This is a genomic window from Embleya hyalina, from assembly GCF_003967355.1.
In the GTDB taxonomy this organism is placed as follows: domain Bacteria; phylum Actinomycetota; class Actinomycetes; order Streptomycetales; family Streptomycetaceae; genus Embleya; species Embleya hyalina.
This window is the reverse complement of the sequence record NZ_BIFH01000036.1, coordinates 107571-129282: the sequence shown is the minus strand read 5'-3', so window position 1 is coordinate 129282 and position 21712 is coordinate 107571. Positions and strand designations below refer to the sequence as shown.

17 protein-coding genes are annotated in these 21712 nt (G+C 71.3%); 6 read left to right on the top strand and 11 right to left on the bottom strand.

The features are described 5' to 3' along the window. Nucleotides 1-103 precede the first annotated feature (103 nt). The 3 genes from EMA17_RS38195 to EMA17_RS38185 all read right to left on the bottom strand — a co-directional run bounded on the left by EMA17_RS38195 (nt 104) and on the right by EMA17_RS38185 (nt 4180). Entirely contained in the window at nt 104-1045 is a 942-nt protein-coding gene (locus tag EMA17_RS38195) for a hypothetical protein (RefSeq protein ID WP_126641796.1), read from the bottom strand. Between the two features lie 34 nt (nt 1046-1079). Beyond that, complete coding sequence (locus EMA17_RS38190; protein ID WP_246127167.1) at nt 1080-2993, bottom strand: IucA/IucC family protein; 1914 nt, start codon at nt 2991-2993, stop codon at nt 1080-1082. A 764-nt stretch (nt 2994-3757) separates the two neighbouring features. Then, a complete protein-coding gene (locus tag EMA17_RS38185) occupies nt 3758-4180 on the bottom strand; it encodes an ATP-binding protein (RefSeq protein WP_078974902.1) in 423 nt (140 codons plus the stop codon). 242 nt (nt 4181-4422) lie between these two features. On the opposite strand from EMA17_RS38185, the gene EMA17_RS38180 reads away from it, so the two are divergent. Both EMA17_RS38180 and EMA17_RS38175 read left to right on the top strand, forming a co-directional pair. Beyond that, nucleotides 4423-4917 carry a hypothetical protein gene (locus EMA17_RS38180; RefSeq protein ID WP_126641794.1) on the top strand — a complete coding sequence of 165 codons (495 nt, stop codon included), beginning with the start codon at nt 4423-4425 and terminating at the stop codon, nt 4915-4917. Between the two features lie 83 nt (nt 4918-5000). Beyond that, complete coding sequence (locus EMA17_RS38175; RefSeq protein ID WP_126641793.1) at nt 5001-6563, top strand: MDR family MFS transporter; 1563 nt, start codon at nt 5001-5003, stop codon at nt 6561-6563. On the opposite strand, the gene EMA17_RS38170 is transcribed toward EMA17_RS38175, so the two are convergent. Continuing rightward, nucleotides 6525-7064, bottom strand: a complete 540-nt coding sequence (locus EMA17_RS38170; RefSeq protein WP_126641792.1) for a hypothetical protein — start codon at nt 7062-7064, stop codon at nt 6525-6527. The two genes, EMA17_RS38175 and EMA17_RS38170, sit on opposite strands and share 39 nt — an antisense overlap. A gap of 69 nt (nt 7065-7133) precedes the next feature. On the opposite strand from EMA17_RS38170, the gene EMA17_RS38165 reads away from it, so the two are divergent. Together EMA17_RS38165 and EMA17_RS54685 are read left to right on the top strand one after the other, a co-directional pair. Then, nucleotides 7134-7655 (top strand): hypothetical protein, encoded by a 522-nt coding sequence (locus EMA17_RS38165; RefSeq protein WP_126641791.1) that lies wholly within the window; start codon nt 7134-7136, stop codon nt 7653-7655. Nucleotides 7656-7733: 78 nt separating this feature from the next. Next, nucleotides 7734-9617, top strand: coding sequence for a serine/threonine-protein kinase (locus EMA17_RS54685; protein ID WP_246127166.1), 1884 nt, complete (start codon nt 7734-7736; stop codon nt 9615-9617). 19 nt (nt 9618-9636) lie between these two features. Here EMA17_RS54685 and EMA17_RS38155 read toward each other — a convergent pair whose 3' ends face one another. Then, nucleotides 9637-10023, bottom strand: coding sequence for a peptidase inhibitor family I36 protein (locus EMA17_RS38155; RefSeq protein ID WP_126641790.1), 387 nt, complete (start codon nt 10021-10023; stop codon nt 9637-9639). A gap of 194 nt (nt 10024-10217) precedes the next feature. Here EMA17_RS38155 and EMA17_RS38150 point away from each other — a divergent pair, with 194 nt between their 5' ends. After that, complete coding sequence (locus tag EMA17_RS38150) at nt 10218-10718, top strand: AMIN-like domain-containing (lipo)protein (protein ID WP_126641789.1); 501 nt, start codon at nt 10218-10220, stop codon at nt 10716-10718. Between the two features lie 257 nt (nt 10719-10975). Here EMA17_RS38150 and EMA17_RS38145 read toward each other — a convergent pair whose 3' ends face one another. The 5 genes from EMA17_RS38145 to EMA17_RS38125 form a co-directional block, all read right to left on the bottom strand. After that, entirely contained in the window at nt 10976-12613 is a 1638-nt protein-coding gene (locus tag EMA17_RS38145; RefSeq protein ID WP_126641788.1) for a BCCT family transporter, read from the bottom strand. 92 nt (nt 12614-12705) lie between these two features. Beyond that, a complete protein-coding gene (locus EMA17_RS38140; protein WP_126641787.1) occupies nt 12706-15915 on the bottom strand; it encodes a PDDEXK-like endonuclease domain-containing protein in 3210 nt (1069 codons plus the stop codon). Between the two features lie 207 nt (nt 15916-16122). After that, nucleotides 16123-17070 (bottom strand): ABC transporter ATP-binding protein, encoded by a 948-nt coding sequence (locus EMA17_RS38135; RefSeq protein ID WP_174861496.1) that lies wholly within the window; start codon nt 17068-17070, stop codon nt 16123-16125. Nucleotides 17071-17108: 38 nt separating this feature from the next. Then, the gene (locus tag EMA17_RS38130) at nt 17109-17918 is read right to left on the bottom strand and encodes an ABC transporter permease (protein ID WP_126641786.1); all 810 of its coding nucleotides are present in this window, start codon (nt 17916-17918) and stop codon (nt 17109-17111) included. After that, nucleotides 17911-18765, bottom strand: a complete 855-nt coding sequence (locus EMA17_RS38125; protein ID WP_126641785.1) for an ABC transporter permease — start codon at nt 18763-18765, stop codon at nt 17911-17913. The genes EMA17_RS38130 and EMA17_RS38125 overlap by 8 nt, the downstream gene beginning before the upstream one ends. Nucleotides 18766-19063: 298 nt before the next feature. On the opposite strand from EMA17_RS38125, the gene EMA17_RS38120 reads away from it, so the two are divergent. After that, nucleotides 19064-20374, top strand: a complete 1311-nt coding sequence (locus EMA17_RS38120; protein WP_126641784.1) for a TerD family protein — start codon at nt 19064-19066, stop codon at nt 20372-20374. A gap of 242 nt (nt 20375-20616) precedes the next feature. Here EMA17_RS38120 and EMA17_RS38115 read toward each other — a convergent pair whose 3' ends face one another. Further along, complete coding sequence (locus EMA17_RS38115; RefSeq protein WP_126641783.1) at nt 20617-21672, bottom strand: hypothetical protein; 1056 nt, start codon at nt 21670-21672, stop codon at nt 20617-20619. Between the last annotated feature and the right edge of the window lie 40 nt (nt 21673-21712).

The following is a 21712-nucleotide window of genomic DNA, read 5'->3' as shown; positions in this document are numbered from 1 at the left end:
CGTGGGCGGTCCCACCCCCATCCGTGCAGCCGAGTCCGCGGCCGGCGGCGCGGCGACGCCGCGGGCCACGTGCCGCGCGGGTCGGGTCGAGCGCACGCGGGCGCTACCGGGCCCAGGCCCGAGGTCCGGCCGTTGTCGGTCCGGGCGCGGGCGGGGCTTCCACCGCGAGAGCCGGCTCCGCGTCCGAGGTCGAGGTCGAGGTCAGCCGCGGCGGCCCGATCGTGGGATCGACCCGCACGAGGGTGAGGTCGCCTTCGGCGAGCACACCCGCCCGGCGGCGCGCGGCCACCCATCGGGCGAGTTCCGAAGGGCCGCTTGCCGCCGGTTCCCGCAGTTCCTCCCACGGCCGCCCGCCCGCCAGCGCCGTGCGCAGGAACCACGCGCCCGCCGTGTCGTTGGCGATGTACAGCAGGTCGCGGTCGGTCCAGGTGCCCCGCGCGCACCGCACCCGTCGGGCGACCGCCGCGGGATCCGCGCCGTTGCTGGTCGCGACATCGATCCGCCGAGAGGTCGGGAACACGCGCCAGAGTCGGTCGCCACGGACCTGGAAGAGGTACGCGTCACCGAGCACCGCCGCGGCCCACTGGCCCCGCCCCGACAGCCACGGGTGCGGCGCGAGGTGCGCGGCGAGGACCGCGGACGCGTGCGCCCCGCGGGTCAACTTGCGTAGTTCGTAGGGCTGTACCGGCATCCCGCGCCGGTCCCGTTCGGCCAGGTAGCGCCTGGTCAGGTCGGGCCATCGGTCCGCCGCCCGCGCCAACACGTCCGCGAAGCCCGTGCCTCCGCACAGCAGCGGTGTGGGCGCCGCCCCGCAGGCGCGGACCAGGAGTTCGGCCCAACGACGTGCGAGCAGGCTCTCCGCGGCGCCGTCCGCGAGCGCGACGCGCAGTGCGCCGGGTCGGTCCACCCGGGCTCTTCTGCAGGCGGGCCCGGCCGGGGGCAAGAACCCCCGGCCGGCGCCGTCACCGATCCAGACCGCGTCCTCGTACTCGAGTGGTTCGCCTTCGTGCCGGTGCAGCGCCAGGACCGTGACGTTCGCGCGCACCGTGCCGTCTCCTCTGTGGTGGTACGAGAACCTCTCAGCCGCGTACGTCCGCGATCGGGTTGGGGATGTCGACGTAGACGGACTGGGTCTCCAACGGGACTTCGAGTTCGTCGAGACCCGCGACGCGGGTGAGCAGGTTGGCTTTGCACCGCAGTGTGGCACCGTCGAGGAGGCGGTCCACCAGCGGGCGTCCGGCCGGGTGATCGGTGCGGGTGCGCACCAGTCGGTCGCGGAAGATCGCGATCAACGCCCGTTCGTCCGCCAGCCCTTGCGCGCCCATCGCGCCCACGAGGCCGAGCACGTTGTTGATCGCCAGGTAGTAGCCGAGCCGTTCGTCGATCACCCGGTCGGGGCACCACGTGCCCAGATCCCGACCCGCGCCCGGGAGCCAGCGCGCCAGGCGGGCGCCCCGCTCGGCGGAGAAGTAGTAACCCTGGTTGCCCCGATAGCGACCGCCGATGGGGCGGCCGTCGGTGTCGAGCACGACCATCGTGTTCTGCTGATGCGCCTCCAGGCCCAGGCCGTATTCACCGTGCAGCCACAGGATCGGCGCGACCAGCACGTCCAGATAGCGCCGGAACCACGACTCCGCGGTCTCTCGAAGCGGTGTCGCGGTGCGCGCGGCGAGCGTGTACAGCACATCGGCGAGCATCGACCTGCCCCGCCCCAGATCCGGGCGCGGAGCGGCCAGGCCCGCGATGCAGTGCACCCGATCGCGTGCGCCGAACGGGTTGTCCCGCACCACGAGTTCGAGCCCCGACTCGCCGCGCCCACCCGGGATGTCGACGGCGATCCAGCCCAGGTCGCGCAGCACGTCGAAGCCGGGATGGGCGGAATGCATGACCCGCTTGAGGCCGGCGTCGAGCATCCGGTGCACCGCGAGGCCGCGGCGCAGTTCACCGCGGTGGTTCTCGCGCCGGGAGTTGGTGATCTCGACGCCGAGCGAGGTCTTGAGCATCACGGGCGCGCCGGAGCGGTACACCGTGCGCAGCGACGATGTCGCCGACCACGCGGGACCGCCGGGTCCCAGGTCGCGCAGCAGGCCGCGATCCAGGAGGGCGGCGACGCCCGGGCGGGCGAGCACGTCCCGGGCCTGCCACGGGTGTGCCGGCAACGCGACCATGCCCGGAGGCAGGTTCACGTCGCCCTCGGCGAGGCCGGCGAGGACTACCGGCACGGGCCGCCCCAGGTCGCCGTCGTGAACCGCGACCGAGGGGTCGACGGCGAACCAGTGCAACGGGAACGAGCCGCGGAGTTCCGGCGAGTAGCGCGGCGAGGAGGGTCCGTACATGCCCTGCCGGGATGCCGGCGAGGGGTGCATCGGGTGACCGAGAACGATCGACTGCTCGGTGCTCAGGAATGGCGTGGTTCCGGCGATGTTCTCGGGCGACTTGCGACGCTCCGAGAGGTGGTGTGCGATCCGCCGGGTCGAGTCGATGACCCGATCCGTCATGTCGGCGATCGCGGTGATCGAGCCGACGCGACCGTGCGCGGCCTCGATCGCGAGCAGGACCGCCAGCGTGGTGGCGTCCAGTGCGACGCCGCTGCTCAGTCGGACCGGTCCGAATCGGTGCATGCCCGTCTCGGATCGATACAGGATCGGCGCGACGACGGTGCTGGCGGTCGCGGGCAACGGAAGCCGTAACGGGCCGTCCGCCGGTACCACCGTTCCGCTCTCGCGGATGCGGCAGCGCAGCAGATTTTCGATGGCCGCGTGATCGGCGGCGCGCGCCGGCACGGGATCGAGCAGCGGATCGGTCGAGACCCGGTCGCCGGGGCCGGAGTGCCGCGCGGCGCCGAGTACCGCGCCGGTGCGCGGGTGTTCGGGTTCGACGTGGGCCGGATGGTCGCGCGCCGGCGAGGGTTCGTCGCCGGCGGGCCCCGGGGTGGGCTTTCGAGGGCTGCCCGGTCGCGCCGGCTCCGGAAGCGCCTCCGCGGATGTCGACATGTGCGGTACGTACCTCCCCTGGTCTGCACGGCCGTGGGACGGACTACGGTTCGGGTCGTGGACGCGGTCCATTCGCCACCGCTCCGAGGGACGTTCACCGTACGGCAATCCGTCGGTTATCAGAATCATGTCCCGCGACGGGCCCGCGTGTGCGGGCTTTGCGCGATGGCGACCCCTCGTCATGATCCGCGACGCCGGCGGGCACGGCACCGATCGCGGGTGCGAACCGCCGCCCGAAACGTCGCCACCGAGCGGTCCGGAGGAATCCTCCGCACGATACGAACCTCCCGGTAGGAGCGACGTCTACGGCCGGAACAGGCGGCTCCGAGCCGGTTTTCCGTCCGCCCTCGCCGGCCCGCGAACATGCCCGTGGGCCTGGGCGGATCCGCCCCTCCGCCGGCGTGGCGATCGGGACGGACGAGGGGAAGCCAAGCGGCGCACCCCTCACTTCCACAAGGAGCTTGCACCACTTCGGGACGCCTCGGGGCACTTGTGGAGGATATCCCCGCGACGATCGCGTGATCCGTCGATCGCCATCACGCATCGCCGTCATGCGGTTACGATACGAACGCCCCTGTCCCGCAGGCGCCGAGGGTCGCACGCGCAAGGGAACACCCGTCCATTCCGCGCGTCCGCACGGGAGCCCGCACCCGCAGGGCGCTCCATCACCCGTCCGACTCGGCCGATCTCACGCGTCTCTACGACGAGTTCGGCCGCACGGCGTCACCGCGGGCGTGGTACGCCCGCACCGCCGCGGAGAGGGATCAGGCGACCGGCCACGGCAGGATCACCCACAACGTCTTGCCGTCCGGGTGGGCCTCGATGTGAATCTGACCGGCGAGTTCGGTGACGATGTTGCGGACGATCAGCAGACCGCGGCCCGACGTGTCGTCGACCGTTTCCAACAGGGCGACCGGACGGTAGGGATGGCGGTCGCGAACACCCAGCCACAGCCAGCCGTCGTGCACGGTGCACGTCACCGAGACCTCCGGCGACAGTACGGCCGCGTGTTCGACGGAGTTGGTGATCAGTTCGGAGGCGACCAACTTGAGGGCGTAGCCCAGGTCGTGCCCGTAGGGCAGTCCCCAATAGGTCAAATGGTCTGCGAGGGCGCGCCGGGCCTGGGCGACGGAGGCGGGTTGGGCGGGCAGGGTGAACCAGCAGGATCGCTCGTATCCCGTTCCCATGTCACCCCTTTCGGCACCGCGCCTCAGCGTACTGACCGGCGCGCTTGCGGGCGCACGGTTGACGATTCGTCACATCGCTACGATTCGATGATCGGTCGCGTGTGTGAGCGAAGGTCGACATGGGCAAGACCATCGCAGTCCACGTCCCTCCCGGCGTGTGATTGTGAGCGCCGAACAACGGCATTCCTTCGCGAATGACCGGATTGTGCACGGTGCGGATTCCAGAAGGGTGACTACCTGTGGTGGAAGATCTCGATGCCGTCGAACAGGCCATGCTGGCCAATCTCCTCGACGGTCGGCGGCCTCGTCGGCGCAGTTCGGAAACGCCGACCCGGTCCAATCGACAACACCAGCCGCCGCAGCAGCGCCGTCAGGCGCAGTCGGTGCCGCGCGCGGTAATCCCGGCGCCGGCGCCCACGGCGGCTCCCAATCGGGACGCTACGCGCGTACTCGACATCGGTCGGGTGATCAAGCAGATCGACCCCCGGACCACTCCCGAGCAGCGCCACGCGATGGCGACGAGTTGGACCCAGCTGGACCTGACGGCGGCCCAGGTGTTGGCCTGGCTGACCGCCGGCATCCTGCCCACCGAGTTCAAGCTCGCGGCCGCGTGCCTGGAGCGAGGCCTGACCCCGCAGGACATGAAGACCCGCCTCGAGGGCGTACGCGTGGTGGAGCGGCTGCGCAGTGAGGGCGTGGACGGGGTGGTGGCGCTGCTGCGCAGCGGTGCCGCGTAGGCGGGCCGCATCGAGGCACATCGCGGGCCCGGGCCGTGGATGATCATTGACATGGTTCATTACCCAGCCTAGCTTTTAGCGATGTGAAGGATTCGGGGGCGGGTACCGCCGCCCCACCCACTCTGACGCATCGCCAGATCTTGCTGGTCTTTTGCGGGTTGATGCTCGGCGTCATGTTGGCATCGCTCGACGCGACCATCGTTTCGACGGCGATGCCGACGATAGTCGCCGACCTCGGCGGGCTCGAACATCTGGCGTGGGTGACCACCGCGTACACCCTCGCCACCGCCGTCTCGATCCCGCTGTACGGAAAGCTCGGTGACGTACACGGCCGCAAACGACTCTTCCAGTTCGCCATCGTGGTCTTCCTCGCGGGCTCGATGTTGTGCGGAATCGCCCAGTCGATGGGGACCCTGATCGCCTTCCGGGTGATCCAGGGGCTCGGCGCCGGCGGGCTCATGAGCAATGCGCAGGCCATCATCGGCGATCTGGTGCCACCTGCGGAGCGCGGTCGCTACCAGGGGTTCATCGCGTCCACGGTCGCCTTCTCGACCGTGTGTGGGCCCCTGATCGGCGGCTTCTTCACCGAGGCGCTGTCGTGGCGGTGGGTGTTCTATGTGAACATCCCACTGGGCGCGGTGGCTCTGATGGTCACGTCGGTGGTGCTCAGGCTGCCACGCAAGGCGTATGCCAAACGCCCGTTCGATCATTACGGGCTCGCGCTGCTCACCTGCGGAACCAGCGCCCTGATCCTGTTCACCAGTTGGGGCGGAACGCAGTACGCCTGGATTTCCGCGCCGAGCCTGGCCCTGGCCGGCACGGCGGTCGCCATGCTCGCGGCATTCGTGCTGGTCGAGCGGCGCGCGGCCGATCCGCTGATCCCTCTGCGACTTCTCTCGCGCAATACGATCGTGCGCGTGGCGTGTCCACTGACCATGGTCACCGGGTGCCTGACCCTGGGGATGAGCACCTTCCTGCCGATCTACCAGCAGATCGTGCGCGGTCACGGGCCGACCGAGTCGGGGCTGCTGCTCGCGCCGATGATGCTCTCGATGATGGTCTGTTCGACACTGACGGGTCGGTTGATCTCGCGCATCGGCAAGTACAAGCGTTTTCCCCTGATCGGCACCCTGCTCGCCGCGGCCGGGCTCGCGGTCTTGTCACTGCTCGGCACCGACAGCCCGTACTGGCATCTGCTGATCGGGCTGATGGTGCTGGGATTCGGCCTCGGCACGATCGGACCGGTCACCACACTCGCGGTGCAGAACTCGGTCGACCAAGCCGACATCGGCGTGGCCACCGGCCTCAACTCGTTCGCGCGTTCGATCGGTTCGGCGCTGGGCGCGGCCGTGCTCGGGGCGGTGTTCGCGCACGGGCTCGCCGACGGCGCGGTCGCGGGTGGGGCCGGCGAGAGCGGCATGGGCGTGACGCGGCAGGCGATCGACGCGTTGCCGGCGGAGCAACGGGAGGCGACTCTGGCCGGATTCGCGAACGCTCTGGACGCGGTGTTCCTGGCCGCGATCCCGATCGCGGTGCTCGGCTTCGTACTGGCGCTGCTGCTGCGGGAGATCCCGCTGCGCCGGGGACCGAAGCGTCTGACGGCCGCGTCAGCGGACACCGAGCGCAAGCTCTCCGAGGCCGGCTGACAGATCGCGCAGGTCCTCCGCCGCGTCCCAGGCCCAGTGGTGGGGGTTGGCGGCGAGCGCCCCGTCGGTCTCCAGTCGGCGCAACGCGAGTCCGGCCAGATCCGACACCAGTTCGTGTTCGCCCCGCCCGTTCAGTCGGTGCAGCACCCCCACCACGTCGCACACGCGTCGGGTGAGACTGCGTTCGGGCACACCCTCGATCAGCCGGGACAGGCCGTAGCCGGCCATCAGGCCCAGAATCATGCCGCGTATGGCCGGTAGGTCGTACCGCTCCCGCGCCGGTTCGAACCGTCGCCACCAACACGCCCACGCCTCGGGCTCGGTGGTCGCACGGGCCTCGAAGGCGGTGCGGCGCGGCGACGGGGACATGGAGCGCGCGGATCCGGCGCGCATCCACCGTTCGAGCGCCGCGTCGACCGCGGCCTCCAACTCGGGATGCGGCGGGGGCACTCGGTCGATGTCCCGAGCCTGCTCGGCGACCGTCACTGTCATCGTCGTCATGCGATGTATTGGAGCGGAGTGTCGCGTTGCCGCGCCCGGTGATCACTCGAACGAGGGACATTGTGTCGCATGAACGAGTGGGAGCCGTGGCGCCAGGACGACAATGGCGCACGTTTCCGAATCCGGGGTTACGCCGACCGGGTCGGCGCGATCGCCGGGCGGTTGGTGATCGAATCCGGGTTGCCGCACAAGCAGATGTACTGGGTGGCCGGGCCACCCGTCCCGACCTGTCCGACGCCGGCCGACGCCGCGGACCTGATCGAGGCGCTGTCGGCGGATCCGGAGCCTTCGGCCGCCGCGTTCCTCGCCGCGTTTCAGCGGGTCGGCGAATCGTCGCGGGACGACTCTTGGTTGGAGCCCGACACCATCGCGACCGTGTTCCGCGCCGCGTGGGACACCGCCGAACCCGCCGCCGGAGAGCGGGAGTCGGGGGCCGATGCCGGATCCGGGCATGCCGACCATCCCGTGTCCGCACCCGGCCGGGCCCGGGACCATCTCACCCGCGCCGCCGTCACGTTGCGGATTCGGGACCCGCGGGCGGTCATGCGCCGGCAGGATCTGCTCGACCTCGTGACGCACGCGCCGCGCTGACGGCGGTCGCCGGGCAAGTGGTCGACCGGGGGGTCGGCGTCGCGGGGGCAGGGACACCCATCGACTCAGGGGGAATCGATGCGCGAGCTCCAAGCCGGCGATCCGACGAGGATCGGGCCCTATACGATCCATGGCCGACTCGGCGCCGGCGGTATGGGACGGGTCTATCTGGGCCGATCGCCCGGTGGACGGCCCGTCGCGGTGAAGGTGATTCACGCCGATCTGGCCCAGGACCCCGACTTCCGGGCCAGGTTCCGGCGCGAGATCGACGTCGCTCGTCGGGTGCAGGGCTTCTTCACCGCACCCGTGCTGGACGCCGACGCCGATGCCGACGAGCCGTGGTTGTCCACCGCCTACATACCCGGGCCGTCGTTGCACGCGGCGGTGGCCGAGCAGGGACCGCTGCCCCTCGAGGCTGTACGGGTGTTGGCCGGCGGCCTCGCCGAGGCCTTGGCCGCGCTGCACACCGCGGGGGTGGTGCATCGGGACCTGAAGCCGTCCAACGTGCTGTTGGCCGAGGACGGCCCGCGCGTGATCGACTTCGGCATCTCGCGGATCGGCGAGCAGACCGCGCTGACGCGCACCGGCAGCACCATCGGCTCCCCCGGCTATCTCGCCCCCGAGCAGGCGCTCGACATCGAAGTGGGGCCCGCGGGGGATGTGTTCGCGCTCGGTGGCGTCCTGGCCTACGCCTCGACCGGCCGGCCACCCTTCGGAGGCGGCCGTGTGGAGGCCGTGGTGTACCGCGTCGTGCACGGCGAGCCGGATCTGGACGGTGTTCCGCGCGAACTCCGAGGCCTGATCCGGTCCTGTCTGGCCAAAGATCCCGAGGACCGCCCACCCGCCGCACAGGTACTGACCTACCTCCAAGCACTCGGCGTGGACGCGCACTCGGCCCCGGACACATGGCTCCCCGAAGCCGTCACCACGATGCTTCCCGCCCACCGGGCGGACGCCGGCTCCTTACCCGCTCCCGCGGCGTCCGGCCCGCCCACACCGGCTCCCCCGCCTGCCGCCCCGCCCCACCCCGCTGCCCCAGCAGGCGACTCGCGCCCGTCGGCCACCCACCCGCTGCCCACGCATCCGCCCCATGACACGGCCGCCCCCGCACCGCCGCCGAGCCACATACCGACCTACGCGTCCTCACCCTGGGCGGCGCCCTCCGCCGAACCCCGCGGGCGCGGTCGCGCGGGCCCGATCGCGGCCGCCGTCCTGGCCTGCCTGCTGGCCCTGGGTACGGCGGTGGCCGTGCCCAGGCTTGTCGACGACACCTCCCCCGCCGCCCATCGGACCGACCCACCGACCACGGGCACCCCCTCGACCCCTCCCTCCGCCGCAGGACGCGCGTCATCGGGCGGCGATACCGCCGGCGGTACCGCGCCCACCACCGCGGCCGTACCCACGACCGCCGGGACCCGCGCCCCGGCGGTACCGCCGAACTCCGGCGGTGAGACGCGGCACAGCCTCCGGGGCATCACGTTCGCCGTGCCTGCGGGCTGGACCGTCGAGCAGGGCACGGACGGCCCGAACGTGGTGTGCGTGTTGCCGCCCACCGCGCTCCTGGGTCGCCCCAACGACGGGTGCGCGGTGGACGGTGTGGAGATCCGCCTGCCGGACCCGCCCGGTGACGAATGGGGGCGGGCGCTGGACCTCGAATCCGGCTCCGGGTGGGTCTGGCAGGGCGACGCGTGGTGCCGCGGCACCATCCCTCGCGGCAGCGCGCTGACCACGTCCTCGACGATCGTGGAACGAGGCCTGCGCCCGGTCGGGAACAAGTCCGCCGACTACCGGCGCTGGACGGCCGGTTGTGACAACGGCTCCTCCTATCACCCACGGGTGTGGTGGTTGCCGGTCACGAAGCTCTCGATCGAGACCTTCGCGATGCCGCCGAGGCTGGACGCGACGGTCGATCGGATCGCCGCGTCCTTCGACTTCTCGGGCTACTCGGGCACCCAAGGGTGACCGGCGGTGCGAGCTGCGGTCACGGCTTCTCCCAGACCTCGAACGCCCGTACCGTGAACGGCACATCGGGGACGAAGACGCCCTCGCCCGGATAGGTACTGAAGTCGCCTTCCGTGGCGCACTCCCGGCTCTGATACATCGTCACGTAGCGATCCATGCGGTTCGCGAAGGAAAGGGCGTCGACCCCCTCGGGAAGGGACACGCACTGCTCCACGTTGGAATTGGCCAATTCGAAGGTCACCGTCGGTACGCCCGCAAAGCCCGGAGAGGGCCAGAAGCACACCTGCCCGGGCGCGCACGCCGATGCCGCGGTGGTGTCGGCGGATGCGCCGGGCGCTCCCACCGCGGTCAACAGGCTTGTGGTCAGGGCCAGCGCGCAGACAAGACGACGTCGCGTGCGGTTCATGGGATGTTCCCCGTTCGTCGAATCCGTGCCCCGGTTCCGACGTGCTTCCACGGTCGCTCGTGGAGGGGGGGAAACGCATGCGAATGGCGGTGAATTAGCTCTAAAGAGTGCACTGAAGATCAATATCCAGCATCCGGGAACCGAGGTGCGAAACGTTTCGTCGGTGTAGATATCGGCTTTACTCGGAGGCTGTCATGGCTGTTGTGTCCGTCCCTCGTCGCCATCTCGTCCGCTCCGCGCTCGGTGTCGCCGCCGTCGTCGGCATCGCCGCGACGACCGTGTTGTCCGGAACGGCGCAGGCCGCCGGCGCCACCTACCTCACCAACATCCGCACCGGGGAACACGCCACCTACGACCGCGTGGTCCTCGACTTCTCCGCCGGCGTTCCCGCCTACGGGAGCACCACGAGCAACGAGCTCTACCAGTGCGCGAGCGGGAAGCCGATCAGCTTCCCCAACAGCGCCGAGTACCTCGAACTGGACATCGCGAGCGCCGCCCACGACGACAACGGCAACCCCACCTACACGGGCCCGCGCCAGGTGACGACCAACCTGCCCTCGCTCACCGGATACGCGATCACCTGCGACTTCGAGGGCAAGCTCAAGGTCGGCATCGGTTACAAGAGCAATGTGCACCAGGTGGTCACGTCCGTTCTGACCAACCCGAGCCGCATCGTGATCGACGTCCAGCGCTGATCGATCGATGTCCGGAGCCGATCTGGAGTCGACCGCTCGGTCGCCGCGACCGGCTCTCGATCACGTGGTCGTCCGCCGTTCGACCGCCGCCGGTTTCGGCGGCGGTCGACACCGTCGGCGAATCCACCGCGAGCGAGCGCATGTAGACCTCGTGCATCCGCCTCGGCGTTTCGCGTCCGGCACCAGACGCATGGACGTCTCGGCGAACGGTGCCCGCGTGCCCGCCACGACGACGCCCGCGAGTCGGATCGGCGCGCTCAGATCCCGCCGTGGTGTCGATGGAAGGCCTCGGCCTCGACACCGTCGTCTTCGACGCCCACCGCCGTGCGTACCGCGTCCGACAGACCGCGTGCCCGCATCCGCCGCGGCCCCGCGGCGACCATCGAATCGCTGTTCAGGTCCTTCAACAGCGCGACACACAACGCCATCATCACCAACACGAACGGCAACGCGACCAGGATGGTCGCCTGCTGGAGGGACTTGAGCCCGCCCGCGACCAGGAGTACTGCGGCGACCGCGCCGATCAGGGTGCCCCATACGACCACCAGCAGGCGACCCGGCCTGAGCGAGCCCCGGCTGGTCAGCGAACCGAGCACCAGCGACGCCGAGTCGGCCCCGGTGACGAAGTACAGCGCGACCAGGACCATCGTCACGGTCGCGGTGACGCCGTACAGGGGCAGTGCGTCCAGCATCGCGAACAGCCCCGACTCCGGCCCCTCGGCGACCTTGGCCACCAGGTCGGCCGTGCCGGTCTGCTGCATCCGCAGCGCGGTCCCGCCCATCACCGCGAACCACACGGTGCTCGCGCCGCTGGGGACGAGCAGTACGCCGATCACGAACTGACGGACCGTCCGGCCGCGCGAGATGCGTGCGATGAACGTCCCCACGAAGGGGGCCCAGGAAAGCCACCATGCCCAGTAGAAGATCGTCCAGGAGGCCATCCACGCGTCGCCGCCGAAGGTTCCGGTGCGGGTCGCCGTGGTCAGCAGGTTGTTGAGGTAGCTGCCGACCGAGGCCGGCAACACGCCGAGGACGTACACCGTCGGGCCGACCACGAAGACGAAGAGCATGAGCACCAGCGCGAGCAGCACGTTCGCGGTACTGAGCCACTTGACACCGCGATGGATCCCGCTGAACGCGGACACCACGAACGCGGCCGTCAGGGCCACGATGATCACCACGTGCAGTGTGGAGGTGTCCTCGATGTCAGTGGTGAGGTCGAGACCCTTGGCCACCTGGAGGGCACCGAGGCCGAGGCTCGTGGCCGAGCCGAACACGGTCGCGAAGATGGCGAGCAGGTCGATCGCCCGGCCCGCCGCACCGTCAGCGTGTCGACCCAGGAGCGGTACGAAGGCCGCGCTGACCCGATTTCCCCGACCGCGCCGGAAGGTCGCGTACGCGAGGGCGAGGCCGGCGATCGCGTAGATGGCCCACGGGTGCAACGTCCAGTGGAACAACGTCCATTCGAGCGCCGCGCCGGCCGCGCCCGGGGTCTCCGGGACCGCTCCGGAGGCCGGTGGCGGTGTGGTGAAGTGCTGAATGGGCTCGGCCACGGCGTAGAACATCAGCCCGATGCCCATGCCCGCGCTGAACATCATCGCGACCCAGGCGCCCGTGCCGAACTCCGGTTCGTCGTCGTCTCGGCCCAGGCGGATCCGGCCGTACTTCGACACGGCGATGAACACCGCGAGCACCAGAAAGAGGTCGGCGGCGACGACGAACAACCAGCCGAAGTTGCGGATCGTCCAGTCGAGGCCGGTCGATGCGGCCGTATCGAGCGAGCCCTTCGCCAAGACGCCCCACAGGACGACGGCGAGAACGGCGGCGAAGCCGATGCCCGCGACGACCGGGTCCACGCGAGGCGCGGCTGCGGCGTCCCGGCTCGATCCGCTCACTGAGTCGTCCTTTTCGTCCGCGTATGCCTCGCATCACATCGTGCGGGCTCGCGGATCGGGAGGAGAGGGGCGCGCCGGGTCGGACGCCGGTGTCACTCCTTTGTCCCAGCCATGTGTACGGCCTCCGCCGTCGACCGGTGAAGCGCCACGATCCGGCGAATCTGCTTGTCCGGGTCGCGAATCCAGTCCCCGCTCCAGAGGCGGTAAACAGCCCAACCGCGCCGCTCCAGGCGGGCCGCCCGCAGCCACTCGCGCTCGCGCGCGGAGGGCGTCGCGAGGTAGGGCGCGCTGCGATCCGTCTCGATCGCCACGAGCATCCGTCGCGAGCACCGTCCGCACCCTGCTGTCGCGTTCGTGGATGTCGCCGAGTCCGCGCCTGCGCCTGCGCCTGCGCCTGCGCCTGCGCCTGCGCCTGCGGACATGGGTGCGCTGGCGCGCGCGGCCTCGACCGCGTCCTCACCCACATGCGGGGTGTCACCGATGCGGGCTCCGAGGAAGTCGCCGGCGACCGCAGGTGCGCCTGCGGGCGCGGGCGCGGGCCGGACTGTGGAAGATGCGCCGGTGGCTGCGGTCGGATGTCGGGCGCGGCTTCCGCACCCGCCGGCAACGGCATCCACCCCCACTCGCTCGCAGGCACACGCCCCGACGCCCGCACCCGCACCGAGGTCCGCCGGACGGTCGGGGACCGCAATCACGACACCCGCAGGTCCCCCGAACTCGTACATCGGCTCGAGACCGGCCGCCCTCAGCCGATCGAGCACGTCCGCATGGAACACATCCGGGCCGTCGACGTCGGGTCTGTTCCCGCCGAGCCGCACGCCCGCAACCACCTCCACACGCGCAGACGCCCCCGCGACCACCGCCCCGCCCTCGGATCTCCCACGGTCGCACCCACACCCACACCCGCAACCGCACTCGCCCGAGGCCGCGTGCCGCAGCACCGTTCGCAACAGCCGTGCGCCGCGTGCGCGCAGTCGGGTCGGGTCGAGTTCGCTCGCCTCGAAGGCGGTCACCACGATCAGTCGCCGACGTGCCCGGGACACCGCCGACGCCACGAGTGCGTCCCCGCCGGGCATGGTCGCCGCCCCGAATCGATGGATCAGCCGCCCCTCGCGATCCCGCTTCGCCCCGACGCTGAGGAGCACCGTGTCCCATTCACCCCCATGAAGGGCCGCCGCGCGATCCACCACGAGGTCCGGGCCCGAGCGCCCCATCGGCAGTGCGGCCTGGATCCGGCGCACCTGTGACCCACCCAGGGTGACGACGGCAACGCTCTCGTCGGGATGGCGCGCCCGGTACTCCCGCACCGTCTCGACCACCGCCGCGACATCGTCCTCGACCGACACGATGTGCCGCACGGCCATCTCCCCGCGCACGCCCGGGAGTTCGGTGGCGGTCGCCTCGGCCGAAGACACCGCGAGCCGCTCGTCGAGGGCACGGTGCGGGTAGCCGATCCGGATCGGCTCGACGGATCGGCTCACCGACGCGAGCACGGACCGCAGGTCGCCTTCGGAACCGGGGTCGCCGGGTTCGATCGGGCCGTCCGGATCGCCGAGCCCCGGCCCCAAGGGGTCACCGATCACGACGACCCGATCCGCCCGCAGCAGCGCCGGGATCGCGTCGCGTTCGCTCACCGTCCCCGCGTCGTCCACCACCACCAGGTCGAAGTGCGCGCTATCCGGCAACTGCCGCACCGCACGCGGCGACATCACGCGCAACGGCACGCTTTCCGGCATCGCCTGCGACCGCATCCACCCACCGGAAAGTGCCACCGCCCCGGGTCCGCCCGCGCTCGCTGCCGCCGCCGCGCGTGTCCGATAGCGATGCGCGTGCGCCTGCAGGCCCACCACTCCCCCGGGGGCGCCGGCGGTCGCGGCGTGTGCGAGTGAGGTGTACAGGAATCGCTCGTACTCGTCCGCGACCTCTTCCGCCGGCACCGCCCGCGCCGTCAGGCTCGCGACGAGCGAGGCGAGGCCGGCGGTCGCCAGTCGGGCGTACGAGCGACAGCGGTCCGCGAGTACCTCCGGCGACACGCCCTCCGCGGAGATCGACCGGGCGAACCGGTCGAGGTGGGCCGCGACGTCGGGCAGTGAGGTGTCGGCCGCCAGGCCCAGGGTCGGGAACAGGGTTTCGGTGTAGGCCGCGAGCGCCTGCCGTTCGTGCTCCGAGTCGGCCCACGCCGGCACCATCGCCCGCAGGAACGCCGCCTCGGGCAGTCCGCCCGGCTGCTCCCGGAAGAGCCGGCGCAGCGCCCGCGCCTCCGCCAGCGCGAGTCGCATCCCGCTTCGATCGATGGGAAAGCGAGTGTGCTCGCGCAGATGGCGGCGGACGGCGGGACGGCCGTACCAGTGTGTGGTCGCCAGCAGTTGCCGGATCGAATACGGCCCGGCGAGGATCCCCGGATCGATGCCGACCGAGAACTCTCGCACCCGTTTGACGAGGGCCAGACACGCCGCCCACTCGACCGGATCACGCGGTTCGGGCCCATCGGGATGCAATCGGGCCCGTCGCGCGGCCGCCCGGATCTCCCGGAAGCGGGCGCGCAACTCCGCGAGTTCGCCAACCGCGGTCCGCGCCTGCGCGGGAGTGTCGATCAGTGCCCCGTGCCAGACGCCGTCGCGCAGCCCGCCCGCGTGCGCGAAGCGCTCGAGGTCGCGCCCGAGCCTCCGGGCCTCGCCCGGATCGAGTTCCGCCGCACGCTGGGGATCGAGTACAGGTCCGGTCCACGGCGGCCGCCCGACGAGGTGGTCCTGGATTTCGCGCAGGGTCAGCCCCCAGGCGCCGAACGGCTCGACCATGGCCCGCCTGTGCCGATCCAGCACCGCGCCGTCCTCGTCATCCACCCCCTCGCCGGCGCCCCGCCTCCCGCCCGCACGCGCACCCGCGAGTGGCACCCGTGCCCCGACCCCGACATCGGCGAGTTCCGCCCGCAACCGCCGCGCGCCATGCCGCTGTCGCGTCACCACGAGCACACGGCCGCCGGTGTCGACCTCCCGCCGGATGATCATCGCGGCGGTCCTGGTCTTGCCCGTCCCGGCCGCGCCCACCACCACGAGGACGGGAGGACGGGCGGACGCGGCGGCAAGGATCCGCAACTGGTCCGGGTCGGCGTCGCCCACCCACCCCGTCACTCTCGCGTCGGGATCCGCCGCCCGCAGGGTCACCGCGGCCCCGGCCAAGGCCGCGACGGCGCCCCCGCGAGCGGTGTACCAGCGATGCCCCGGATCGGCCGGCAACGGAAACCGCCCGTCCGCCCAGCGCAACAGCGCGGCACCGACGACCTCGTCCTCACCAAGCGCCATGTCCCGTCCTCCCTGAGGAAGACTCTCCCCCCGGGCGACACACGCCCGCAGGGGGCAATCCCTCAAACCGGGGCTCCGTGCCCGCCGTTCCGGAACCCGCCCGGGCCACGGCGCATCGATCGGCGCACGCACCGGCGGCGCCCGCTTCCGGAACCACCACCCGGAACCACCGCCCGGGTCCGCTCCCAAGGCGCCCGACGCGCCCCGTCACTGCCGATACAACCGCGCCACCACCTCCTCGATCGTCGGCTCGCGCACGGACACGTCCCGCAATCCACCGTCGCGCGCGATCCTGGCGATCAACTCGCCCGCGGGCACCCCGTCCAGCGCGAAGGTGATCCGGCGACCGTCCGCCTCGACGCCCTCGACCGCGACCCCCGGCATGCGCACGTCCGGTTCGCGCGCCTCGTCCAGATCGACCACCACTCGCCGGCGCGAGCCGTAGCGCGCGTGCAGGGCCTCCAGCGTGCCGTCGTGGACCACACACCCCCGGTCGATCACGATCAGGCGTCGGCACAGGTGTTCGATGTCGGCGAGGTCGTGGGTGGTGAGCACGGTCGTCACCTCCCCGCCGGCGCCGATCTCCGCCAGGAACGCGCGCAGCGACTGCTTGCTGACCACGTCGAGTCCGATCGTCGGCTCGTCCAGGAACAGCACGTCGGGTCCGTGCAGGAGCGCCGCGGTGATCTCGCCGCGCATGCGCTGCCCGAGGGAGAGCTGCCGCACCGGCGTGTCCATGAACTCGTCGAGTTCCAGCATCGCCCGGCATCGCTTCAGCCGGGCCTCGTGTTCGGCGCGCGGCACCGTGTACACCGCGCCCAACAGCCGGAACGACTCGCGCAGCGGCAGGTCCCACCACAGTTGCGAGCGCTGCCCGAACACCACCCCGATCCGGCGGGCAAGCCGGCGCCGGCGGGGCACCGGCTCCAGTCCGCAGACGCGGATGTGGCCCGAGGTCGGGGTCAGGATCCCGGTCATCATCTTGAGCGTGGTCGACTTGCCGGCCCCGTTGGGTCCGATGTAGCCGACCATCTCGCCTCGGGCGATGCTCAGTTCGACGCCGTCGACGGCGGACACCGTGCGCGTTTCCCGCCGCACCCGGCCGATCTTGCGCTTGATCGTGAATTCCTTGCGCAGGTCGCGCACTTCGATCATCGTGTCGGTCTCGATCATCGTCTCGGTCGCGGTGTCGATCACGATCCCGTACTCCTGTAGTGCCGAATCCCCGTCCGCCACACCAGCAGCGCGATCGTCCAGGCGAGCGCGGCGGCGGCGGGAGAGGACCAGGCGAGCCAGGTCGGCCCGCCGAGTGGATCCGCGTGTCCCGTCAGGAACAGCGCGGGCTGATAGCCGACGAGCGCGAGGCCGACCCCGTACCCGAACACCCGGCGCAGCAGCCCCGGGTAGATCGTCGCCGGGTAGCGGGCGAACTCCTTGCCGCCGTAGGTGAACGCGTTTGCGATCTCGCCGGATTCGACGAACCAGAACGCGACGCAGGCGCCCAGCAGGAACACCGCCGCGAACAGCGCGCAGCCCGCGAGCGGGGTGAGCGCGAGCATGACCACGCGCGCCGGTGTCCAGTCGATGTCGGCGTATACGAGAACCGCCACCAGCAGCACCGACGACTGCGCCACACGCCCGACGCGACGCAACGCGAAGTCGGTGGCGAGCAGTTGCGGCAGCACGCGCAGCGGGCGGATCAGGATGGTGTCGAGCGTGCCCTTGCGGACGTATGTGGACAGACGTTCGATGTTGCCCACCAGCAGGTCCGCGAGGTCGAACGCGAAGGCCGCGAGCGCGGACATCACCAGCACCTCGCGCAGCCCGAATCCGCCGACGGTCGGCGAGACGCGGAACACCACCAGGACCACCGCCGCCTCGATGAGCGTGCCGAGCGCGCAGGACGCGACATCGATGCCGAACGACAACCGGTACTGGGTCTGACTGCGGATCTGGGCCCGCACCAGGCGCGCGTACGCCTGTCCGACTCCCGGCTCAGCCACCCTGGATCACCAGCCTGTCGGTGGCGGCGCGCTGCACGCGCGACACGAGCGGGATCAGGATCGCGACCCACACCAGTTGCAGGACGACGCTGCCGATCTGCTGGGCGGGGCCGGGACGTTCGACCAGCACGTCGAGCGGGATCTGGAACAGGCCGGGGAACGGGGTGCCGAACCACAACACCGCCTGTGCCCACTCGGGCAGGAAGCGCAGCGGGAAGAAGGTCCCCGCGAACACCCCGGAGGCGAGCAACCACACCGCGCTCAGCCCGCGCGCGTCGAGGAGCCAGAACGCGCCGAGGTTGACCAGATAGCGCAGGGCGAAGCTGAGCACGGTGCCCAGGGTCAGCGAGAGTACGAACAGCGGCACCGTGTGGAGGCGGTGTGGGATGTACAGGGTGAACATCAGGCCGCCGGCGAGGATGGGGACGACCATGCGGGCGAGGACCGCGTAGGCGGCGCGCCCCAGGTCGGCGGCCAGGAACGCTTCGAAGGGGTCGATGGGGCGCAGCAGATCGGCGGTCACGTCGCCGCTGCGGACGCGGTCGGCGAGTTCGTTCCAGGACCACACGTGGACGACGCTGAGGATGCCCTGGCCGACCCAGACGTAGGTGGCGAGTTGGGTGGTGTCGTAGCCGCCCGGCCGGCGGCCGTCGTCGGCCAGGGCTCGCAGCAGCGAGTAGATCATCACACCGAAGACGACGTTGGTGAACAGTCCGGCGAGCGCCGCCTGGCGGTACGTGGACCAGCGGCGAAAACCCGCGCCGAACAGGGCGCCGAAGCGGTACAGGCGGGCCCGGCGATCGGGCGGACGGTCGGGCCGCAGCGGGCGCGCGGAAGCGAACGACATGGTGAAATCCCTTCCCCGGGCGGCGTGCGGCGTCGGCGGGGCCGAAGAGCACGCGAGTCCGGGCATACCGGAGTGACCTCGGTCGGAGGTGTGGGGATGCTCACTCTTGGTTTCGTTGCGCCGAGTCTGATGCGTGACGAACGCCGACTCCGGCCCGCAACACCCCGGGCAAGGCGAGCAAGAATAGCGGACACGCGGGTACGTTTCACCCCGGTTTTACTCACCCGTACGAGTGGGCACCCGTTTTTTTCGCGCCAAAGGATGAACCGATCAGCACACTCGTGTGACGATCGTGCCCATGGTGCAGCAGTTGGGCAAGGGACAGAACACGCCGGTGACCCCCGCGAAGGTGCGCGCGGTCCTCGTTTGGCGACCGGGGCCGGGTACACCGGGTCTGGACGCGTCGGCGCTGTTGTTGGGTGCGTCCGGTCGCGTCGCGAGTGACGCCGACTTCGTGTTCTACAACCAGCCGGCCCATCCGTCCGGCGCGGTGCGACACGTCGGCAAGGACGAGGGGACCTGGTCGCGGGACGCGCTGGAGATCGATCTCGGGTCGATGCCGGCGAGCGTGGATCGGGTGGTGCTCGCGGCGTCGGCGCACAACGGCACCTTCGCGGGTATCCGGGATCTGCACCTGCTGGTGAGCGACCCGGGGGCCGAGGTGGACCTGGTGCGGTTCGACATCGCGGACGCCACCGTGGAGACCGCCATGCTCGCGGGCGAGCTGTATCGCCGGGGCGGGGCCTGGAAGTTCCGGGCGATCGGGCAGGGCTACTCGACCGGTTTGGAAGGGCTCGCCACCGACTTCGGCATCTCGGTGACCGCCCCGCCGACGCCTCCCGCTCCCCCGCGGGTGCAGGCTCCGCCGCCTCCGCCGCCGGTGCAGCAGCCGGCTCCGCCCCGGCTGAACGTGCGCAAGCCCGAACCGGCGCCGCGGCCCGCAGCCACGCCGCCGCCCGTCACCCGGCAGGCGCCGGCTCCGAGCACCCCGGCCCGGCCGCCGGTGCGGCTGGGCAAGGTGACGTTGACCAAGGCGTCGCCGATGGTCTCGCTGAGCAAGGAGGGCATCACCGGGAGTCGGATGCGGGTGAACCTGAACTGGGTTCAGGCCGCTCCGGGGCGCGGCATGCTCAAGCGGCTGATGGGGCCGACGGACCTCGACCTGTGCTGCCTGTGGGAGCTGTCCGACGGCAGGAAGGGGATCGTGCAGGCGCTCGGAAACTCGTTCGGTTCGGCGGATTCACCCCCGTACGTGTACCTGGACGGCGACGACCGCACGGGCGCCAATGTCGCCGGCGAGAACCTGTTCATCAACCTCGATCACAAGAGCAGCTTCAAGCGCCTGTTGATCTTCGCGTTCATCTACAAGGGTGTGACGTTCGACGACGCGCAGGCGGTGGTGACGCTGACGCCGGCGACCGGACCCGAGCTGGAGATCAGGCTCGACGAGACGGGCGGCGCGGCGCGGTCGTGCGCGATCGCGCTGGTGCAGAACCAGGGTGGGGATCTGACCATCCAGCGCGAGGTGCGCTACATCAAGGGCAACCAGGAGAAGGTCGACCAGGCGTACGGCTGGGGCCTGCAGTGGCGGGCGGGCACGAAGGACTGACGCGAAGCCGGCGCCCGCACCCGGGCTCGCGCACGTCGCGGGCGCAGGTGCGGCACCGTCGCAGGCGGTCGCAGGCGCAGGCGCGGGTGGTCACAGGCCTGGACTCGGTCGCAGGCGCACGGGCGCGAGGGCGGTCGCAGGCGCAGGCGCATCCCTGGGCCCCGCGAGCGCCCCCGGTGCAGCCGTTCGGAGTTTGCGGCCGGCGCAGCCGCCCTGCGCCCGCCCGGCCGCCCCGTGTCCCCTCACGCGTCGTCCGGGTGTGTCCCCTCCGGTCGTACGCCGATGCCCGGCAGGTCGACGTACCCGCCCGACGTCCACGCCCGGGTGCGCAGCCTGCGTACGCCGTCGATGCCCCAGTCGGCGAATGCCTCCAGGATCGACTCGGCGGCCGCGACCGCGTGTTCGGCGCCGGGGCGCAGCCAGACCTGGCGCCCGTTGCCCGGCATGTTGCCGAGTTCGAGCCGGTCCTGGCCGACCCGGATCTCGGCCGTGTGCGCGGGTTCGGCCACGTCGCCCAGGACGAGCAGCACCGGTTCCACCCATCCGACCAGCGGCATGTCCACCACCAGCGAGGACAGTACGCGCGGAAGCGCGTCGCAGAAGTCGGCCCAGTCGCGCGGGTCCGGCCCGAACGGCAGGAACAGCTCGGCCAGGCTCATGTCGGGCCGGCTGACGCACCAGATGTACGGCAGTCCGGCGAGCGATTGCGCGCGCTCGAATCCGCGCCGTTCGAAGGCCTCGCCGGCGCGGGTGGGGAACAACTCCATCACCAGTGCCTCGTTCGCGTCGTCGCGCGAGAGCCGCAGGGTGATCCGGCGCGACCGCCACCGCAACCACGCGGCCGGCCCGCCACGCCAGGGCGCGGGCCCCAGGGTCGCGGTGAGCGCCGCGCCGAGCCGGGTGTGCGCGGCGTCCAACTCCCGCCCGCGGTCGCGGACATACGGCACCGTGCCCCAGGCGCCGATCCCGCCTCCGCCGCCGTAGGCGTACTGGCCGGGCACCACGGGGCCCTGGAGGCCCGACGTCGGCGGCGGCGGGTCCACGCGGACCGGCAGCGGGGCGGTGAGGCGTACGCACGGCGCGCCCTCGGCGTGCTCGCCGGGATCGCCCCGGCACAGCAGTCCGGGGATGCCGGTCTCGATCGCCAGGCGCCCGTCCTCGTCCCGGCGAGTCTCCCAGCCGAGCCGCCCGGCGGTCTCCTGCAGGGCTTCGACGGACCAGTCCCCCCACTCGGCGCCTCGGGCGGCGAGCAGCGTTCGAGCGAGTGTGTCGGCGGCAGGCATCACGGAGACGGCCATGCTCGACATGGTCACAGCACACGGGTCGATCGGACCAGAC